Source organism: Natronosalvus halobius (assembly GCF_024138145.1).
Lineage (GTDB): Archaea > Halobacteriota > Halobacteria > Halobacteriales > Natrialbaceae > Natronosalvus > Natronosalvus halobius.
Window position 1 is genome coordinate 1157200 of the sequence record NZ_CP099997.1, and the last position, 17925, is coordinate 1175124.

Annotated in this window: 15 protein-coding genes and 1 pseudogene; 11 read left to right on the plus strand and 5 right to left on the minus strand. The window is 64.1% G+C overall.

The window, feature by feature from the left end:
- The first annotated feature begins 73 nt into the window (after nucleotides 1-73).
- From NGM15_RS05590 to NGM15_RS05615, 6 genes are all read left to right on the plus strand, one after another.
- Nucleotides 74-1312 (plus strand): ABC transporter permease, encoded by a 1239-nt coding sequence (locus NGM15_RS05590; RefSeq protein WP_253436373.1) that lies wholly within the window; start codon nucleotides 74-76, stop codon nucleotides 1310-1312.
- Nucleotides 1305-2351: an ABC transporter ATP-binding protein gene (locus tag NGM15_RS05595; RefSeq protein WP_253436376.1), complete on the plus strand. Its 1047-nt coding sequence runs from the start codon at nucleotides 1305-1307 to the stop codon at nucleotides 2349-2351. The genes NGM15_RS05590 and NGM15_RS05595 overlap by 8 nt, the downstream gene beginning before the upstream one ends.
- Nucleotides 2348-3694 carry an ABC transporter ATP-binding protein gene (locus tag NGM15_RS05600; protein WP_253436379.1) on the plus strand — a complete coding sequence of 449 codons (1347 nt, stop codon included), beginning with the start codon at nucleotides 2348-2350 and terminating at the stop codon, nucleotides 3692-3694. The genes NGM15_RS05595 and NGM15_RS05600 overlap by 4 nt, the downstream gene beginning before the upstream one ends.
- A 31-nt stretch (nucleotides 3695-3725) precedes the next feature.
- Nucleotides 3726-4370, plus strand: a complete 645-nt coding sequence (tpiA, locus tag NGM15_RS05605; RefSeq protein WP_253436382.1) for a triose-phosphate isomerase — start codon at nucleotides 3726-3728, stop codon at nucleotides 4368-4370.
- Between the two features lie 107 nt (nucleotides 4371-4477).
- Entirely contained in the window at nucleotides 4478-4870 is a 393-nt protein-coding gene (locus NGM15_RS05610; protein ID WP_253436384.1) for a DUF8159 domain-containing protein, read from the plus strand.
- Nucleotides 4871-4922: 52 nt separating this feature from the next.
- Nucleotides 4923-5543, plus strand: a complete 621-nt coding sequence (locus NGM15_RS05615; protein ID WP_253436386.1) for a toll/interleukin-1 receptor domain-containing protein — start codon at nucleotides 4923-4925, stop codon at nucleotides 5541-5543.
- 36 nt (nucleotides 5544-5579) lie between these two features.
- Here the strand turns inward: NGM15_RS05615 and NGM15_RS05620 are convergent, their stop codons facing one another.
- The gene (locus NGM15_RS05620; RefSeq protein ID WP_253436389.1) at nucleotides 5580-6269 is read right to left on the minus strand and encodes a J domain-containing protein; all 690 of its coding nucleotides are present in this window, start codon (nucleotides 6267-6269) and stop codon (nucleotides 5580-5582) included.
- 159 nt (nucleotides 6270-6428) lie between these two features.
- Between NGM15_RS05620 and NGM15_RS05625 the strand changes: the two genes are divergently transcribed.
- The 3 genes and pseudogenes from NGM15_RS05625 to NGM15_RS05635 form a co-directional block, all read left to right on the plus strand.
- A complete protein-coding gene (locus NGM15_RS05625; RefSeq protein WP_253436391.1) occupies nucleotides 6429-6866 on the plus strand; it encodes a DUF3054 domain-containing protein in 438 nt (145 codons plus the stop codon).
- A 310-nt stretch (nucleotides 6867-7176) separates the two neighbouring features.
- Nucleotides 7177-7392: a DUF8015 family protein gene (locus tag NGM15_RS05630; protein WP_253436394.1), complete on the plus strand. Its 216-nt coding sequence runs from the start codon at nucleotides 7177-7179 to the stop codon at nucleotides 7390-7392.
- Nucleotides 7393-7642: 250 nt separating this feature from the next.
- Nucleotides 7643-8314: pseudogene (locus tag NGM15_RS05635) on the plus strand (ornithine cyclodeaminase family protein); the annotation flags it as partial.
- 239 nt (nucleotides 8315-8553) lie between these two features.
- Here the strand turns inward: NGM15_RS05635 and NGM15_RS05640 are convergent.
- A complete protein-coding gene (locus tag NGM15_RS05640; RefSeq protein ID WP_253436400.1) occupies nucleotides 8554-10086 on the minus strand; it encodes a DUF7289 family protein in 1533 nt (510 codons plus the stop codon).
- A 374-nt stretch (nucleotides 10087-10460) separates the two neighbouring features.
- On the opposite strand from NGM15_RS05640, the gene NGM15_RS05645 reads away from it, so the two are divergent.
- On the plus strand, nucleotides 10461-10808 hold the full coding sequence (locus NGM15_RS05645) for a hypothetical protein (protein ID WP_253436402.1): 348 nt from the start codon (nucleotides 10461-10463) through the stop codon (nucleotides 10806-10808).
- A gap of 46 nt (nucleotides 10809-10854) precedes the next feature.
- On the opposite strand, the gene NGM15_RS05650 is transcribed toward NGM15_RS05645, so the two are convergent.
- From NGM15_RS05650 to dnaK, 3 genes are all read right to left on the minus strand, one after another.
- On the minus strand, nucleotides 10855-11616 hold the full coding sequence (locus NGM15_RS05650; protein WP_253436404.1) for a hypothetical protein: 762 nt from the start codon (nucleotides 11614-11616) through the stop codon (nucleotides 10855-10857).
- 115 nt (nucleotides 11617-11731) lie between these two features.
- Complete coding sequence (dnaJ, locus tag NGM15_RS05655) at nucleotides 11732-12901, minus strand: molecular chaperone DnaJ (protein ID WP_253436406.1); 1170 nt, start codon at nucleotides 12899-12901, stop codon at nucleotides 11732-11734.
- A 407-nt stretch (nucleotides 12902-13308) separates the two neighbouring features.
- Nucleotides 13309-15237 (minus strand): molecular chaperone DnaK, encoded by a 1929-nt coding sequence (gene dnaK / locus NGM15_RS05660; protein ID WP_253436408.1) that lies wholly within the window; start codon nucleotides 15235-15237, stop codon nucleotides 13309-13311.
- Nucleotides 15238-15695: 458 nt separating this feature from the next.
- Here dnaK and NGM15_RS05665 point away from each other — a divergent pair, with 458 nt between their 5' ends.
- The gene (locus tag NGM15_RS05665; protein ID WP_253436411.1) at nucleotides 15696-17888 is read left to right on the plus strand and encodes a right-handed parallel beta-helix repeat-containing protein; all 2193 of its coding nucleotides are present in this window, start codon (nucleotides 15696-15698) and stop codon (nucleotides 17886-17888) included.
- Nucleotides 17889-17925: the final 37 nt, after the last annotated feature.

The window sequence follows — 17925 nt, forward strand, 5'->3', positions numbered from 1 at the left end:
TATATGAGTGTTGCGATTGTGACGGAACAGAAACACTTATTCGCAGAGGCGACAGGTTCCTGCACGACTCGCAATGACGGAATCGGGATCGAACGGCCCCTCCAGAGACGATCCAACGGGGCAGGCGGACGTCGCGGCGCTCGAACAGATCGACTGGGATCGGGTCGACTCGGCGTCGCGTCGGTTTTCGCTCGAACGAATCGCGCTCGTTGTCGGCGTGCTCGCGGTTGGACTGGCCTACCTCTACTACCGATGGAAGGACAGCATCTTTCTCGTCGCTCGATGGTACGTCGGTCCCGAGGACTGGCTGCTGTTGCTCGCGCTGGTCGTGGTCGTCGCCTACGGCGCCGTCCCGATGATCGTCGACCCGTCGCACGGCCATCGACTCCTCGCTCGGCTTCGGCGACGGTGGGCGACGGTTGCCAGCCTCGTGGTTCTCGGTGCCGTCGTCCTCACGGCGTTCTACGCGATGATAACGGGGCTCCAGCCCCGATTGACGCTCGAATCGGGGACGGCTGGAACCGACAAACTCCAGCCACCGGTCGGCTTCAGCGGTTCCTACCTGGAGACGGGACAGGACTGCGTCGGTTCGGTTACCGGTGACTCGGTCTACGACCAGCAGTGTCACGGGAGCTGGGAGTACGTGCTCGGAACCGACCGCTGGGGGTACGAGATGGTCGACCTCCTCGTGGTCGGCGCTCGACCCGTGGCCTACGCCGTGCTCGTTACGGTCGGCATTATCGTCCCGCTGGCGACGATCGTCGGTCTCGTCGCGGGGTACTACGGCGGCTCCGTCGACGACCTCCTGATGAGCTACGTCGACGTCCAGCTCAGCATCCCGGCGATCGTCATCTACATGATCGCGTACCTGTTCATCGGGGACTCGTTTTTCGTCCTGCTCGCCGCATTCGGCCTGCTTTCGTGGGGCGGGATCGCCCGGATCGTCCGGAGCGAGACGCTGCAGCGACGCGAGGAGGGATACGTTCTCGCCGCCAGAGTGCTCGGCGCCTCGAGGCCGTACGTTTTGCGTCGACACGTCCTGCCGAACATCACCAACAGCGTGATCCCGGCGGCGTTCCACCTGATGGCCGTGCTCGTCCTGACCGAGGCCGCACTCGCGTTCCTCGGCTTCCACGCCACGTTCCAGTCGTGGGGCATGACGATGGGTGAGGGGCTGTTCAGGGCAGCCCCGCTCGACACGTGGTGGGTCTCGACGCTCCCAGCCATCGCCCTGGGACTGACCGTCGCGGCGTTCAAGGTGGCCGGCGACGGACTGCGAGACGCGCTCGATCCACGAGGGACTCATGACTGACACGGACCCACTGCTCTCCGTCGACGACCTGCACGCCCACATCGCGACCGCCGCCGGTCCCGTTCGGGCCGTCGACGGCGTGAACTTCGACGTCCAGGCGGGAGAAACCGTCTGCCTCGTCGGCGAGAGCGGGAGCGGGAAGACGCTGACCTGCGATTCGATCACCGGCCTGGTCTCGAGTTCGCAGGTCGACGTCTCCGGCTCGGTGACGTTCGAGGGCGAGGAGTTGCTCTCGGCCGACGAAAGCCTACTTCGATCGATCCGCGGCAACCGGATCGCGTACCTCTTCCAGAACGCCCAGAACGCGCTGGATCCGGTGTACACCGTTGGCGATCAGCTCGTCGAAGCGATCACGTTCCACCGGGACGTCAGCGACGAGTATGCACGGGGGCGAGCGATCAACCTCCTACAGACCGTCGGCCTCTCGCGACCGGCGGATCGGCTCGACGCCTACCCGCACGAGTTTTCCGACGGGATGCGCCAGCGCGTCCTGATCGCCATCGCCCTGGCCGCCGAGCCTGACCTGCTCATTGCCGACGAACCGACCTCCGCGCTGGACGTCACGATCCAGTCTCGGATCATCGACCTGATCGACGACATCCGACGAGAGCGGGAACTGACGCTGTTGCTCGTCACCCACGATCTCAGGGTCGTGGCCTCGCTGGCCGACCGCGTCGTCGTCATGTACGCCGGGAACGCCGTCGAGAGCGGCCCGGTCGAAGCCGTCCTGGAGCGACCAGGACACCCCTACACCCAGTCGTTATTCCGGAGTTTCATCGGCCAGGGTGGAACGGACGGGCCGGATCGCCGTACTGATACCGTCGACCGGGACGACTCAATCCCGTCGGACGGCTGTCGCTTCCGTCGGGAGTGCCCACACGCCGTCGAGGCGTGTCGAGTCGACGAACCGCCGTTCGAACCGGTCGACGGCGTGGACGCCCACCGCGCGGCGTGTATCTACCACGGCGACCGAAAAGACGCGAGGACGGTCCTCGACACCGCTCCAGAACTCGGCGTCGGCGGGGTTGACCGACGATGACTGAGGCCGATCCGCTGCTCTCAGTCAGGAACCTCGAGAAGCACTATCCGATCACCGAGGGACTGCTTCGGCGCGAGATCGGGACCGTTCGGGCCGTCGACGGCGTGAGCTTCGACGTCCAGCCCGGCGAGGCGTTCGGGCTCGTCGGCGAATCCGGCTGCGGGAAATCCACGACCGCGCTGTCGGTACTCCGCCTCGAGGAACCGACCGGCGGCGACGTTCGGTTCGACGGTGACGACGTTCGCGCGTACGACGGCGACGAACTGCGCCGCTTTCGCCGGCGCGCACAGCTCGTGATCCAGGATCCGGACTCGGCACTCAATCCTCGTCAAACGGTCGGCGAGTCCGTGGAGGAGCCCCTCAGCATCCACGGCTTGCACGGTTCCCAGCGGCGCCGACACGTCGTCGAGGACACGCTCGAGCGGGTCGGGCTCTCCGCCGCCGCGGCCGACCAGTACCCACACGAGTTCTCCGGCGGGGAAAAACAGCGCATCGCCATCGCTCGGGCGCTGGTGTTGAACCCGGATCTGCTCGTCGCGGACGAACCGGTGAGCGCGCTCGACGGCCGAACCAAGGCCGACGTCCTCGAGTTGCTGGGGCGTCTCCAGCGCGAGTTCGACGTCGCAATCGTCTTCATCAGTCACGACGTCGAACTCGTGCGCCGGTTCTGTGACCGCGCAGCAGTGATGTATCTCGGCGAAATCGTCGAGCACGGCGCGGTCGACGACGTCTTCGAGGACCCTCTTCACCCGTACACGCAACTGCTCGTGTCGTCGATTCCCAGCCTCGATCCGAACGCACCGCGGGCGGGCGTCGAGCCCCTGACCGACGACCTCCCCGACGCGTCCGACCCGCCGACCGGGTGCCGATTCCACCCCCGGTGTCCGGCGATCATCCCGCCTGCCGGCGTGACCATCCCTCGTGATCAGTGGCAAGGGCTCGTGCAGTTCCGATTCCGCCTCGAGAACGAGTGGACGACCGCAGATGACGTCCGTGCCGCCGTCGCCGTCGCTGGCGCCGGACGTGGACCGGACGGCACCGATCACGCGGCTACCGGGTCTATCGCCACCACCGACGACGCCGTTCGATCGACGTTCGACCTACCCGCGGAACTCGCGGATCCTGACCTCGAGGCGGCGCTCACGGCGGCCGTCGAATCCATCGACGACGGCGATTTGGAAGCGGCTCGAGATTACCTCGCGGCGTCGACCGAGACCGTCTGTGAGCGCGAGTCGCCGACGCTCGAGACCCGTCCGGACGGCCGACCGGTTGCCTGCCATCGATACGATCCGTCGGTACCCGGCGAACCCGAGACGGACCTCGAGACGACGACCACTCGGTAACTATTTTGGTCGCGAGGGTCTCCTCTCGAGCATGTTCGTTCTGATCAACCTCAAGACGTATCCGTGTGATCCCGTCGCCGTCGCCGAAGCCGCCCGCGACGTCGACGAGACGACCGACGCTCGCATCGCCGTCGCCCCGCAGGCGACGCACCTCGAACGGGTCGCCGAGACGGGCGTCGAGACCTGGGCCCAGCACGTCGATCCGATCGACTACGGGAGCAATACCGGGCACACACTCGCGGAGGCGGTCGCGGACGCGGGCGCGGCGGGCACGTTGATCAACCACTCCGAACGCCGCCTGAAACTCGCCGACGTCGACGGCGCGATCCGGGCGGCCGACCGCGCCGGCCTCGAGACCGTCGTCTGCGCGAACAACCCGGCCCAGATCGGGGCGGCCACGGCGCTCGGACCCGACGCCGTCGCCGTCGAACCGCCGGAACTGATCGGCACCGGGACGCCGGTCAGCCAGGCCGATCCGGACGTGGTCGAGGATGCCGTCGACGCCGCCGCTCGGGTCGACGAGGACGTCACCGTGCTCTGTGGCGCGGGGATCAGCACCGGCGAGGACGTCGTCGCCGCCGCCGACCTTGGCTCGAGCGGCGTCTTGCTCGCCAGCGGCGTCGCCAAGGCCGACGACCCAGCGGTGGCGCTCGCCGATCTGGTCGAGCCCCTGTAAGTGGGACCGGACCAAAGACGGAACGGGGCGGAGACGATGATGACGCGAGAGCAGGCCGGTGAGCCGGACGCTTTTTGTCCGTCGCCAGCGAACTCGAATCAGTACCGATGAGCGACGACGAGACCCGCCCGAGCGCCGACGACACGTCGACCGCACACCCACTCGAGGTCACCCTCGAGAACCGCCTGATGAGCCAGGGCGTCTACGCCACATCGCTAGAGCGAACCGACGAGCGAACGCGACTCGAGTACGAAATGGTGCACAACGTGCCAGGCGTGACCACCCACGAGGTCAGTACCGTCGTTCGAATCGTCCTGGACGTCGCGGAGGAACGCGAGTGGGAGCCGGGAACGCTCGAGGCAGTGTCTCGATCCACCGATGGGGACCGGCGCGGGACGTGGCGAGTCGAACGCGAGTGGTTCGATCGGCTGGGGGACGACCTCTCCGATATCGAGTTCTCGGATCTCGTTCTCGATACAATTACACACGCCGAAGGGTAAGAAGTAGGTACATTCATTACGGATTGCTGTCTTCGGGTTCGTAGAGCTACCGATGACCGGAGAGCAGGTGTTCGTCTCCCACGCACCCGTCGACATCGACCTCGTGCAGGAGCTGTTCTCGACGGTCAAGAACTTCCCGTTCGGCGTCCACATCGCCCTCGAAGAGATCGAATCCGGCCGAACGCGCAAGCGACTCGAGGGCCGACTCGCCAACAGCGACGTCGTCGTCGCCGTACTCACCGAGGCGTCGTCGACCAGTCCCTGGGTCAACCAAGAGATCGGGTACGCGCTCGCGAAGGGGATTCCAGTTCTCCCGCTGTACGACGAGGAGGCGTTCCGCGGCGGGTTCATCGCCGACGTGGAAGGGGTCGCCATCGATCGGGAGAACCTCTCGTTCACGATCTTCAACCTGCTCTGTCGGCTTCGGAGCGAACTCTCTCCACTCGGGGCGCTGTCGGTCCCCAACTGGTACGTCCGGTTCCCGTGTACGATTCCGGACTGCGGCCACCCGGTGACGCTGGACATCACGCAGGGGCAGACGAAACTCTGGAAACTCTCGGAACACGGCCAGTTGCTCGAAGCCAGCTGCGAGGTCTGTGACGCCGCCTACGCTTTCGATCCGGCGACGATCGGGTTCGTCAGGCGCATGGACGGACTCGAACGGACGGCGTGATTCCCGCGTCTTCAGGCGCGCGAGGACGTCAACACGTTACTTCAGCCGGTCGTAGGCTTCTTTGACGAGTTTGAATGCCGACTCACTCCCGCTCTTCTTGTCGGGGTGGGCGTGCTTGATCTGGGTCAGGAAGGCTTCACGAAGCTCCCGGCTCGTCACGTCGTCGCCGACGCGAAGGATCTCCCGCGCCTCCGACTTGCGCATCTTGACGCCGCTGACGACGCCTTTCTCCTCGGCAAGTGCCTTGCAGTCAGGACACAGCTCCTCGGTCCGGCCGTCGATCGTCGTCACGTGGTAGAGTTCTTCGTCGACGTACTCGTGACACTGACTACAGAGCGTTCGACGGGTCGCGAGGTGGGTCGTCTCCGCCGGTTCGTCGGCGGACGTTCCGGTACCGTCGTCTAGCCCATCCGATGCCGAGGTTCCCGCATCCCCATGGCCGGGAACTTCCTCGAGGCAGTCGGGACAACACGTTATCACCGCTCCATCGGGCAACACGACGTCCTCGAGGTCGTCTCGCGGAAAGCTCGAGCGACAGCCACCACAGGTCCCGCGCGGCCGGTCGATCGACTCGAGTTTTCGGGCGGCCTCGCGGGCGTGGGGCGCACACGTCGGGCAGCAGGCCAGGCGTTCCCCATCGGGCATCGTCACGGTGGTCAGGTTCTCGAGCGCGACGGCCCGTCCGCATCCATCACACCGTTCGCGGCGTTGGTCGACCACGGCCATCTGTCACATCGTTTGTATTCGGACTATATTATTGTAGTCATCTCCTGAAACGCACGGCGGACTGTTCGAGAGCCACGGGTGACGCGGAGCGAACCTGATGACACCGATGCAAGGCCAGAAACCGTGACAGCAATACGGGCTCCGCCCCGACCGATGGGCATGGGAGCGCTACCTACCGCATTCGATACCGATCGTCCTGGACAGCGAGCCGTTGCGCTGGTCGGGGCGGTCGACCTCGCCCTCATTACGACGATCATGCTGATCGGCCGACGCCAGCACGGCCTGCCGATCGCGAGCGAACCGGGAGCCGCCCTCGAGACCGCCCTGCCGTTTCTCGTCGGCTGGACGGTCGTCGCCCTCCTGGCCGGGGCGTACGCTCGACGAGCGATCACGTCGACGAAGACCGCCGGCGTCGTCACGACCGTCGCCTGGGTTGGTGGAGCGAACGTCGGCCTCATTCTTCGCTCGTCCCCGTTCTTCGACGGCAACTCGCTGTGGGCGTTCAACGTCGTCATCACCGGTATTGGGCTGCTCGTGCTCGGGACCTGGCGTGTCGGGCTCTCGGTGGGACTCCGTAAAGTGGGCTGGCTCGAGTGATCTCCGATTAGATACTCACGCCTCGGGTATCGTCAGGTCAGTGACCAATGTCTCGAGTGCAGGCCGACCCGGACCGAATCGGTCGCCGAAGTGGTCGACGATTCGAAATCGGCCGTTTGCGGCCGTGTACATATTGAATTCGACCATACCAATTTTGAGAGGGGGTTTCGAACCAGGACATTTTCGCCGGTCGGAACCACGCCATAAGTTATGGCGATAATCGCCCATCTATACGAATCAGGGACAAATTCAATATCGGCTAATTATGGGAAACGCTTATATGCCTATTCCTCATAGAATGTAATAGATTATGGCTGGCTATTACGACCTTGTTCTCGGACTTATCCCGGTCGCACTGCTCGGAATCACCGCTGCCCTGACCGTCGTCGGTGTCTCGTTGACGGCGGCAGTCCCAATTAGCGCCACCGTCGCAATCGGCGTCATCGGACACGCGATGTTCGTCAACGGTCCCGTCGATACTATCGAGGACGCCCCAGCCACGCACCCGACGATCAACTCCGAGTAACCCCAGCCACGCGGTTTTTATCTCTTGGTCTCCTCGTGGGAGTATGACCGACGTCCTGTTTCTCACCAGTGAAGAGACGGTAGGTCTTGCCTCGCCCGCCGACTACGTCGATGCCGTTCGTGACGGGTACCGCCAGCGCGGCACCGGCGCGCCCGCCGAACCCAGAACCAAACTCTTTCGTGCCGATCCGGGTGGACTCCTGACGACCTACTCCGCCGTACTTCCGGAAACCGGCGCGATGGGGGGTTACATGTACAGCGCCGGGTTCGGCTCGGGCGACGCCTGGTTCGTCACGCCCCTGTTCGACGCCGACAGCGGCGAACCAATCGCCCTGCTCGACGGTGCTCACATGAACCCATTCAAGACCGGCGCCGCCGGCGCAGTCGCTGTCGACGAACTCGCTCGCCAGGACGCCGATACCCTCGCCGTGATCGGCACCGGCCCGCAGGCGCGCGGACAGGTCCACACGACGGCTACCGTTCGCGATTTCGAGACGGTTCGCGTCTTCTCGCCGACCGAATCGAATCGCGAGGCGTTCGCCGCCGAGTTCGACGACGAACTCGCCGCCAGCGTCTCGGCCGTCGACTCGAGCGCCGCCGCCGTCGACGGTGCCGACGTCGTGATCACGGCGACGACGGCGAGTGACCCCGTCTTCGACGGCTCAGTCCTCGAGCACGGAACCCACGTCACCGCGATGGGGCAGTACCACCCGAAGAAGCGCGAACTCGACGTGGAAACGATCGAACGGGCCACCTACGTTCCCGACCTTCGGGACCGGGCGACCTACGACGGGGGCTCGTTCCTCGCGGCGCTCGAGGCCGGTGCGATAGCCGAAGATCACGTCCAGGCCGAACTGGGCGAGATTGTGGCCGGCGAGGCGCCCGGACGAACGAGCGACGACGAGATCACGGTGTTCGACAGCGGCGGGACCGGGATCGAAACCGTCGCGGCCGCGGCGATGTTGTACGAACGGGCGACGGAGGAGGGACTCGGCTCGACCATTTCGTTCGCACCCGCGAGCGAGGCACTGACGGGGCGGCGTTCCTGAAAGAGACAGGGAAATAGCTGGCGCGCGAACGGCCGGTCACCCGTCACTCGCCACTCGTCACTCGCCACTCGCCACTCGTCACTCGCCACTCGTCACTCGCCACTCGCCACTCGTCACTCGCGCTCGACGGCAACTTCGTGGACGACGACGGTCAGGTGGTTCAGTTTCGGCGGTAAGTGCTCCGGCGGGATCGCGATCGTCGGCTCGACGGTCGAAAGCGACGGATCGTACGTCAACTTCGCGTTCTGGGCGATCGACATCGGGCCCGAGATGATCGATCCCGTGAAGTCGACGCTCCCCGTTCCAATGCAGACGTCGGCCCAGTCGGCGTCTGGCGAGCAGTCGGCGTTGTTCAGGTACTCGTCGACGAGTTCGTTCGTCCCCTCGGCCGGCTCGTCCCGTGGTGCGTAGATGGTTCCCGTGAACGTCCCCTGACCGATCGCGAACTTCATCTCCGAGGTTCCGTAGAGCTGAAAGTGCCGGGGATCGTCGGATTCGACGGTGACGCCGCCGCTACCGCCTCCAATAGCTACGTCGCCGGTCGTGTACACCCTCGCGACGTGTTCCGTTCCCGCACCGTCGACGACCTCGATCTTCGCGTTGTCGAGTCCGATGTTCCCATCGACGAGGATGGTTACGTCCCCCTCGCTCAGATCGATCTCGAAGCCGTCTCCCTTCGCGAGGAGCAACTCGTCCGCGTAGTAGGTCCCGTTCTCGAGGGTCGTCCCGTCGATAGAGCGGGCGTCCTCCGCCGACGTCTCGAACAGGTACGCGATGTCGTCGTCGAGCGGCCGAAGGTCGACCGCTTCGCCGCCCGTACAGTTGGCAGGTGCTTCACAGGTGATACTCACGTTTCCGGTCGCCGAGATCGAGCCGTTCACAGAGGGGTTCCCGCCGTTATCGAGTACGTCCCCAACGGCGGTGACCGCTCCGTCGTAGGACCCGTCGGGATTGGGCTGTCCGAGCAGGATGGTGACCGTCCTGTTCGCGTGATCGACCGTCACGTACTTGTCGCCGACCTGTCGCTCGTAGTGGGTCGCCCAGCCGGCGTAGTACGGGCTCTCGATCGTGATCGTGACGAACCGACCCGCGACGCTCGGGCTATCGCGGGTCGGCCGATCGCTCCGTACTTTCGAGAGGCGAATCCGGTCGTTCGATACCGATTCGACGCCCTCGAGTCGCGTGATCGGTAGTCGGAAGGCGTCCTGACGGTACTCGGCCTGTGGTGCGGAGACGAGTCTCGCCTGGGCACCCGTGGCGCGGAAGACGGCACCGCCCTCGTAGGCGACGACCGTATCGCCGTCACGATACTCGATCGCTCGCATCGGTTCGTCGATTATGGGGTCCTCGAGGCCGGACGCAGTCACCGTAATGTGGCCCGAATCCACGAGAGAAACCTGGCCGTTGGCGTCTGCCAGGCCGAGCGCGACCGACCGCGTGTCGTCGCTCGAGGCGGCGACCGTGTTCAGTTCCGAGCCGAGGTTGACGAACGACTGTTCGACGCGCTCATCCTGGAGCTGGTCCGAGGACGTCGTGAGCGCCCCGGTTCCGACGAGGACGATGCCAATGCTGGCGACGGCGACCATGCCGATGATGATCGTCAGGGCGAGTACCGGCGTCAGCCCCCGGTCGGCGCGGTCGATCATCGCGTGCCTCGCGATAGAACACTACACTGCTCGCGGTTTCGTCGTCCCCGCTGACCGCCCAGCGTGCTCCCTCCCTCCCCCCGGAGCTGATGGAGCAATTGCGTCATACACGCATTCATGACCGTCACCGATAATGACGTTTCCTATACGTTCCAGTTGCTGAACACGAACGTGGTCCATTACCCAGAACATCGTCTATCCGTTCACCAGGGGCGATTGTCGACCGTTTTCCCGGTTCGCGTCTCCAGGTTCGGTGCTGACCAGAACCCGGCGGGCCACGAACCGAAACGGTTAGGAACGCATTCGACCACCGACAGGACGTGGTTCGAGGTGAGACCGCAAGCAGTAACCGTTCACGCCGACTGGCGGGAGCGATGGTACTCGTCGTCGCCGGCGGACTCGCGATGTTCGTCCCGGCCGTTCGACTTCTGCTGGCCGGACTCGTCCTCCTCGCCGGACCGCTGTCGATTTACGGGGGCCTCCTCGCGTTCCTCAGGGGCAACCTCGGGATGCGCAGCGCGTCCCGGCTCGTCCTGGGGCTGGCGGCCGGGACGCTCGCTCCGATGTTGCTCGCCCTGGCGCTGATCGGGTCGGGGACGGTCGCGTTAGTTGTGGGCGTCCTCGGTGGATCGTGTAGCGTGCTGGCACTCGTGTTCGCGTCGACCGCGTTCAGTCGCGAACGAACGCCGGCCGAGCGGTACGTCCCGCCGACCGACGGTTGACGGCTGACGTCGAACAGGGTGATACGGCCGAGAAAATGAACGACGTCTACTCGAGTTGGATCGCAAACAGCGGCAGAACGGGGACCGCTGTGTGAGAATGTTCGCCTTCGGTCGTAACGACGAAGTCGACGTCCGTGCCGACGTTCTCGGTCAGAGGCTTCGAACCCGAGACCGAATCGGAGAGCACGGTGACCGCATCCACGAGCAACGGCGCGACAACACCCCCGACGACCGCCCGCGGATCCGAGAGGGGCGCCTGCAGCGCGACGCGGTCGCCGGACTCGATTCCCCACTCGTCGACGACGTCTCGGGCCGCCTCGAGCACGGACCGGTGACTGTACTCGCGTCGGTCGGCAACGAGCAGCGGCGTCTCGGGATCGACTTCGAGGGGCGGAAACGACGGATTCTCGCTCCAGAGGCCGCTCTCCAGGTGACGGACCCCTGGATCGTCGGGGCGGTCGCCGTAGCCGACCCGCTGAGCGCCTTCGGGGAGGTCGTACCCGTCGAGATCGCTAACCGGTGCGACGAGCGTTCGGAAGCCCTCGCTCCCTCGCAGGTCGCGGGGCGGATCGAACCTGGTCCGGGACTCGAGCAACGCCGCTCCAAAAAACGAGAGCAGGGGCAGTGGACCCGATCCAACGACGCCAACGGTGACGCCCCGTCGAACGCCCGTGTGGCGCAGAAAGTTTCCGGCCTTCCAGGACGAGGTGCGAAGCCAGTGGGCATCGTATGTTCGGCCGGTTCCGTCCTCGAGTGCCAGCCGCTCACTCCGCCGCTCGCGTTCGAAACACGCAGCCAGCGTCTCCATACCCGTCTTACTCACCACGATTACAAAAGCGCCGCCACTTCCGCGTCGGCTCGAGGGTCCAGGAATTAGAAGTTCGAAGGTAGAGGTTCGAAGTTTGAGATTCGAAAACTAGAACCTAGAAACTCCGCTTGATCTTCTCGAAGAACCCCTCGCTCACGTCGATCTCCTCACCGCCGGCCTCGGCAAACGCCTCGAGCGCCTCCCGCTGCTCGTCATTGAGTGACTCCGGCGTGACAATCTGCGCGCGCACGTAGAGGTCCCCCTGGCCGTACCGTCGCAGGCGCGGCATTCCCTTCCCCTCCAGGCGGAACGTCTCGCCGCTCTGGGTTCCCTTCGGCACCTCGAACTCGACGGATCCCTCAAGCGTCGGTACCTGGACGGTGTCGCCGAAGGTGGCCTGCGGGAACGAGATCGGTAGCCGATAGTGGAGGTCGTCGCCCTCGCGTTCGAACTCGGGGTGGTCGACGATCGAGATGTCGATCAGCAGGTCTCCGTGGGGTCCACGGTTCGGACTCGGGGCCCCCTCGCCCTCCATCCGGAGGGTCTGGCCGTCGTCGATGCCCGCCGGAATCTCGACGGACAGCGAGGCTTCGTTGCGCACGTACCCCTCCCCGCGACAGTCGTCACAGGTTTCGGAGTACAGCGTGCCTTCGCCCTCACACCGACGGCAGGTCGTCGTCTGCTGGACCCGGCCGAGCGGCGTCTGCTGGACCTGGGTCACCTGGCCGCGACCCTGACACTCCGGACAGGTCGACGCCTCGGCCTCGGGCGGATGGCCCTCGCCGTCGCAGGTCTCACACGCTTCCGGGCGCTCGACTGTGAACTGCTTTTTGACGCCCTCGAACGCCTCCTCGAGATCGATCTCGAGGCCCGTCCGGAGGTCCCGGCCCTTGCGGGGCCGATTGCGACCGCGGCCGCGGCCACCGCCGCCGCCGAAGACCTGCTCGAAGATGTCGCCGAGGCCGCCGCCCATTCCACCACCCATACCGCCCATGCCGCCGAACGGATCTCCGCCCATTCCACCCGGGCCGCCACCGCCGGCGTCGAACCCGTGTTTCTCGGCCTGTTCGAATCGGTCGTGGCCCATCCGGTCGTAGGCCTGGCGCTTCTCCTCGTCGGTGAGCACCTTCTTCGCCTTCTGGATCTTCTTGAACTTCTCTTCGGCGTCCGGATCGTCGCTGACGTCCGGATGGTACTCCGTGGCCTTCTTCCGGTACGCCTTCTTGACCTCCTCGGCAGAGGCATCCTGGCTCACGCCGAGCACGTCGTAGAAGTCCTCACTCATTCGTTATCCACTGGTATACCGTTGAGACACTTGAAACGACCGTTCTGCGTTCACTACTCGAGTGAGGGTAACGTCGTGAGAGCGAACCGGCAAGGGCTCGAACTCGAGTCTCCCGACTTCGGATCGAGTTTCCCAATCTTCGGATCGAGTCTTTCAACTCTTTAATTGAACCACCTACCTTCCAGGCCGAGCCTCAGCCCTCAGACGGCGCCCGGGAGCCGCTCTCTCTCAGGCACGTAATCAGGCACGTAACTAAGCTCGTAATCAGGCACGTAACTAAGCTCGTAATCAGGCACGTAACCAGGCTCGTAACGGACGCAAGTACTGGGCTGACGAACACCGATTCGCATCGTCCTCGACAGCGAAAATCAGCGCGTTGACGACGGCCGATTCAGCGTTGTTCCCCGTTACTCGTCGTTGTCTTCGTCGACGTCTTCGTCAACGTCTTCGAAGTCAGCGTCGACGAACTCTTCGCCCTCGTCGTCACCGGCCGCACCGTCGGGGCCGGGGTTCGGGCCGCCGCCCATACCCGCGCCGGCTCCAGCGGCGCCCGCACCGCCTGCGCCACCCGCGCCACCGGCACCCGCCGCAGCCGCCTCCTGGTAAATCTGCTTGCCGATCTCCTGAAGCTCCGTGCTCAAGTCTTCGGTCGCCGATTCGATCGCCTCGGCGTCGGCGTCCGAATCGTCGATCGTTTCCTCGAGGTCGTCTACCGCGGCCTCGATGCTCTCGCGGAGGTCGTCGTCGACGTCGTCGTTCTCCTCGAGGAGCGTTTCCGCGCGCTGGATCGTCGCTTCGGCCGTGTTCCGGGCCTCGATACGGTCGCGACGCTGCTTGTCCTCCTCGGCGTGTTCCTCGGCCTCGCGCTGCATGCGATCGATCTCGGCGTCGGAGAGTCCCGCGCCGCCCTCGATGGTAATCTCCTCGCTGGTCCCGGTGCCCTTGTCCTCGGCGCTCACGTTGACGATGCCGTTCTCGTCGATGGAGAACGTGACCTCGATCTGTGGCGTTCCCGCGGGTGCGGGCGGGATGCCGGTCAGGTGGAACTCGCCGAGCATTTCGTTCTTGTTCGCGAGTTCGCGCTCACCCTGGAAGACCCTCACCTGGACGGACGTCTGGTTGTCCGCCGCGGTCGTGAAGATCTTCGACTCCTCGGTCGGGATCGTCGTGTTCTTCTCGATGAGGCGTTCGAAGAGGCCGCCCTTGACCTCGATCCCCAAGCTCAGGGGAGTGACGTCCAGGAGGACGATGTCGTCGACCTCGCCGCCCAGGACGCCACCCTGGATCGCCGCGCCCAGCGCGACGGCCTCGTCGGGGTTGACGTTCTTCTGGGGCGCCTCGCCGATCAGTTCCTCGACCTGCTCGCTAACCTGGGGCATCCGGGTCGAACCGCCGACCAGAATGACCTCGTCGATGTCCTCCTTCTCGTAGCCCGCGTCCTGGAGGGCCTGTTCGGTCGGTTCGACGGTTCGCCCGATCAGGTCCGAGGTGAGTGATTCGAACTTCGCACGCGTGAGGGACTTCTCCAGGTGGATCGGGCCGTCGTCGGTGGCCGTGATGAACGGGAGGTTGATCTCGGTCTCCTTTCGCGAGGAGAGTTCGATCTTTGCCTCCTCGGCTGCGTCCTTGAGCCGCTGGAGGGCCTGTCGGTCCTCGCGGAGGTCCATACCGTGTTCGTCCTCGAACTCCTCGGCCAGCCAGTCGATGATCGAGTGGTCCCAGTCGTCGCCACCGAGGTCGTTGTCCCCGTTGGTCGCGACGACCTCGTAGACGCCCCCACCCAGGTCGAGGATGGAGACGTCGAAAGTGCCGCCACCGAGGTCGTAGACGAGTACCGTCTGGTCGGAGTCGTCGTCGAGACCGTAGGCCATCGACGCTGCCGTCGGCTCGTTGATGATGCGCTCGACGTCGAAACCGGCAATTTCGCCTGCGTCTTTGGTCGCCTGGCGCTGGGTGTCGGAGAAGTACGCCGGGACCGTAATGACGGCCTTCTCGACGTCGTCACCGAGGTACTCCTCGGCGTCGCGCTTGATCTTCTGGAGGATCATCGCCGAGATCTGCTGGGGCGTGTACTCCTCGCCCTCGATCTCCACGGTGTAGTCCTCCTCGCCCATGTGGCGCTTGATCGACGCGATGGTCTTCTCCGGGTTCTGGATCGCCTGGTTCTTCGCTGGCTTTCCGACGAGGCGCTCGTCGTCGTCAGTGAACGCAACGACGGAGGGCGTCGTTCGGTCGCCCTCCGCGTTGACGATGATCTCCGGATCGCCGCCTTCCATCACCGCGAAGGCGCTGTTCGTCGTTCCGAGGTCGATTCCGAGAATCTTGTTACTCGCCATCTGTTCCCCACTTGTGCGCACTTTGGTTTAAAGGTTACTACACGCCACGAGGTGTCGAATATAATCTCCGTTAAGCCGCAAATTCGCCGGCTGACAGTGGGCTACGAGTAACAGACGGCCGGTAAAACGCCGTCGACCTATTCTCGAGAAGATGGTGTTCCTACCAATGAGATAATACTCACCAAACGATTGTCAGTGGGTGCTGTAATGCGGATTAGACAGGTTCGTTCGCCACGAGAGAACTACCGCAAGAACAGTCCCATTCTCGTGGAATTATATTCAGAAATCCCGAGTATTTCGGTGCTAATCGCCCGGAGGGACCGTCTACAATAGTTCAGTAGTTTTTGTAAGTATGGCTTAATTAATGGCCACTCATTCACACATCGTTGAATATCAAAACAAATACCCAATTATTGGACGAGAAAGTTTATGTATCATTGGTAATCTCTCCTGACTGTATGGCACGCGACACTCCGGTCGACTCGAGTAGCGATCAGCTACCTGAACGTAACCAGGCCCAAACGGCCGATAGAATCCTCCATCGGCGTTCGTATCTCAAACTCGCCGGCACAACCGCCGGTCTCGTCGCCGGGACGGGAACGGCGGCGGCCGGCGCTGACATCGACGCTGACGTCAACATCGTAGATGCCGGTGCCGATAACTCCGGAAACACGCCGATCAACGCCGTTCTCGAATCCGTTCACGGCAATGGTACGACGATTTACTTCCCACCAGGAGAGTATCGTCTCGATTCCTTTCGGAACGGAGCGAACGACTGGACGTGGTACGGCGAGGACGCGACGTTCGTCGTTCCATCCCACGTCACCGAAGGATACCTCCACCTGACGGGCAACGGCTGGACCATCGATGGCATCGACGTCGATTTGTCCGCTGACGGCGCGGCTCCGGTCAACTTCCTCCACGGCGGCGACTGGACGTTCAGGAACGTCGAGTTCGTCGGGCGGATGAGCGACCCCTCGAGCCGCGCTAACTCGGAGCTCCTCTACCTGGACGCCCACCGCGGCACCCAGGGGCTCGTCGAAAACGTCCGTGCGATGGACGGCTCTGCGGCCGTCGACGAATCGTCAAACCGTGGGGGACTACAAATCGTCGGCTCTGAGGGTGACCTGACGCTGCGAAACGTGGCGGTCTCGGGCTTCGCCAATAACTCGATGTACTTTCACAATATGCCTGGTCACCTGCTGATCGACAACTGCTACCTCGAGGACACGAACACGGGCGTCAGAATCGGCGGGAACACGACGGTGCGGGATACCGTGTTCAACCAGTCGCAAGCTCCGCCAGCGAGGTGGTCCGGTGCGAGCGCGGCACGCGGTATCTGGATCAACTCGAATAGCTCGACTTCGGGCGACATCACCATCGAAGGCTGCGAATTTGTGATGGGCGATCCGAGGGGCGCCCACGCGATATATACGTCGAACTCCCACGAGGGAATCGAGATTCGTGATTGCGTGATCCGCCAGGATAGCGACTTCTACGCCGTTCAGCTCGACGAGGGCGGCTCGGGACGAACGATCATCGATAACGTCTCGATCACCGGCGACTCCTCGAAGGCAGGCATCTACCTCAGTGGTCGGAGCGGCGCCCGACTGCGCAATCTCTGTCTCCAAAAGGCTGGAGACGGCGTCCGCGTTCGGAACTCGAGCGACGTTCGGATCGAGAACTCGACGATCAACGTCACCGGAACGAGCGTGAGCGGAAGCCCGTCCACAAGCGGCATCTCGAACAGCGGGACGTGTCCAGTGCCAGATGGCGACTGGGCACCCGAGGAGACGAGTGACGAAAATAGCGAGAACGACGACGAACGGGAAGAAGCGACGGATCCCGACGGAACCCCGATCCGTCTCGAGGGCGAAGGCGAGTACCAGATCGCCGTCAGCGGCGACATCCAACCGGCGCCTGAGATCGCTCAGTGGGTGACCGAAGGCGAACAGTACGGCGACGGCCAGGTCGACTGGTACCTCACCGGCTCCTGGACCGAGTGGTACTTCACCGGCGAGGTCGAAGCATTCGAACTCGAGAACGTCGAGGAGATCAGTGTTTACCTCGATGGAGAGGAGGTCGACCCGGATGCTCTCGGAGCGTCTAACGACGCCGAACCGGCGGAGAAGACTCTCCGACTCGAGGGCGAGTGCGACTACCTGATCGCCGTCAGCGGCGACATCCGCCCGGACGAGAAGATCGCTCAGTGGGTGACCGAGGGCGAACAGTACGGCGACGGCCAGGTCGACTGGTACCTCACCGGCTCCTGGACCGAGTGGCACTACACTGGCGAAATCGAGACGTTCGAGGTCGACTCGACCGACGACCTCCGGGTCTTCGTCGACGGCGAGACGGTTGACCCCAACAGTCTGGACACGTCGAGTCGGGCGGACGCGGAGTCCGTGTTGCGACTCGAGGGAACTACAGAATACTTCGTCGAAGTGAGCGGCGACATCCGCCCAGACGAGAAGATCGCTCAGTGGGTGACCGAGGGCGAGCAGTACGGCGATGGGCAGGTCGACTGGTATCTCACCGAATCCTGGACCCAGTGGTACTTCACTGGCGACATCGAAACGTTCGAAGTGAGCTCCACCGACGACCTTCGAATTTTCGTCGACGGGATCGAAGTGAACACGAACTCGCTGTAACCGCTGCATTGGTACCCGAACGTTCCTTCTGTCCTTC

Excerpts from the sequence above, each read along its gene's own strand:
- NGM15_RS05590 (WP_253436373.1), top strand. The coding sequence starts at position 74 with ATGACGGAATCGGGATCGAACGGCCCCTCCAGAGACGATCCAACGGGG.
- NGM15_RS05595 (WP_253436376.1), top strand. The coding sequence starts at position 1,305 with ATGACTGACACGGACCCACTGCTCTCCGTCGACGACCTGCACGCCCAC.
- NGM15_RS05600 (WP_253436379.1), top strand. The coding sequence starts at position 2,348 with ATGACTGAGGCCGATCCGCTGCTCTCAGTCAGGAACCTCGAGAAGCAC.
- tpiA (WP_253436382.1), top strand. The coding sequence starts at position 3,726 with ATGTTCGTTCTGATCAACCTCAAGACGTATCCGTGTGATCCCGTCGCC.
- NGM15_RS05610 (WP_253436384.1), top strand. The coding sequence starts at position 4,478 with ATGAGCGACGACGAGACCCGCCCGAGCGCCGACGACACGTCGACCGCA.
- NGM15_RS05615 (WP_253436386.1), top strand. The coding sequence starts at position 4,923 with ATGACCGGAGAGCAGGTGTTCGTCTCCCACGCACCCGTCGACATCGAC.
- NGM15_RS05620 (WP_253436389.1), bottom strand. The coding sequence starts at position 6,269 with ATGGCCGTGGTCGACCAACGCCGCGAACGGTGTGATGGATGCGGACGG.
- NGM15_RS05625 (WP_253436391.1), top strand. The coding sequence starts at position 6,429 with ATGGGAGCGCTACCTACCGCATTCGATACCGATCGTCCTGGACAGCGA.
- NGM15_RS05630 (WP_253436394.1), top strand. The coding sequence starts at position 7,177 with ATGGCTGGCTATTACGACCTTGTTCTCGGACTTATCCCGGTCGCACTG.
- NGM15_RS05640 (WP_253436400.1), bottom strand. The coding sequence starts at position 10,086 with ATGATCGACCGCGCCGACCGGGGGCTGACGCCGGTACTCGCCCTGACG.
- NGM15_RS05645 (WP_253436402.1), top strand. The coding sequence starts at position 10,461 with ATGGTACTCGTCGTCGCCGGCGGACTCGCGATGTTCGTCCCGGCCGTT.
- NGM15_RS05650 (WP_253436404.1), bottom strand. The coding sequence starts at position 11,616 with ATGGAGACGCTGGCTGCGTGTTTCGAACGCGAGCGGCGGAGTGAGCGG.
- dnaJ (WP_253436406.1), bottom strand. The coding sequence starts at position 12,901 with ATGAGTGAGGACTTCTACGACGTGCTCGGCGTGAGCCAGGATGCCTCT.
- dnaK (WP_253436408.1), bottom strand. The coding sequence starts at position 15,237 with ATGGCGAGTAACAAGATTCTCGGAATCGACCTCGGAACGACGAACAGC.
- NGM15_RS05665 (WP_253436411.1), top strand. The coding sequence starts at position 15,696 with ATGGCACGCGACACTCCGGTCGACTCGAGTAGCGATCAGCTACCTGAA.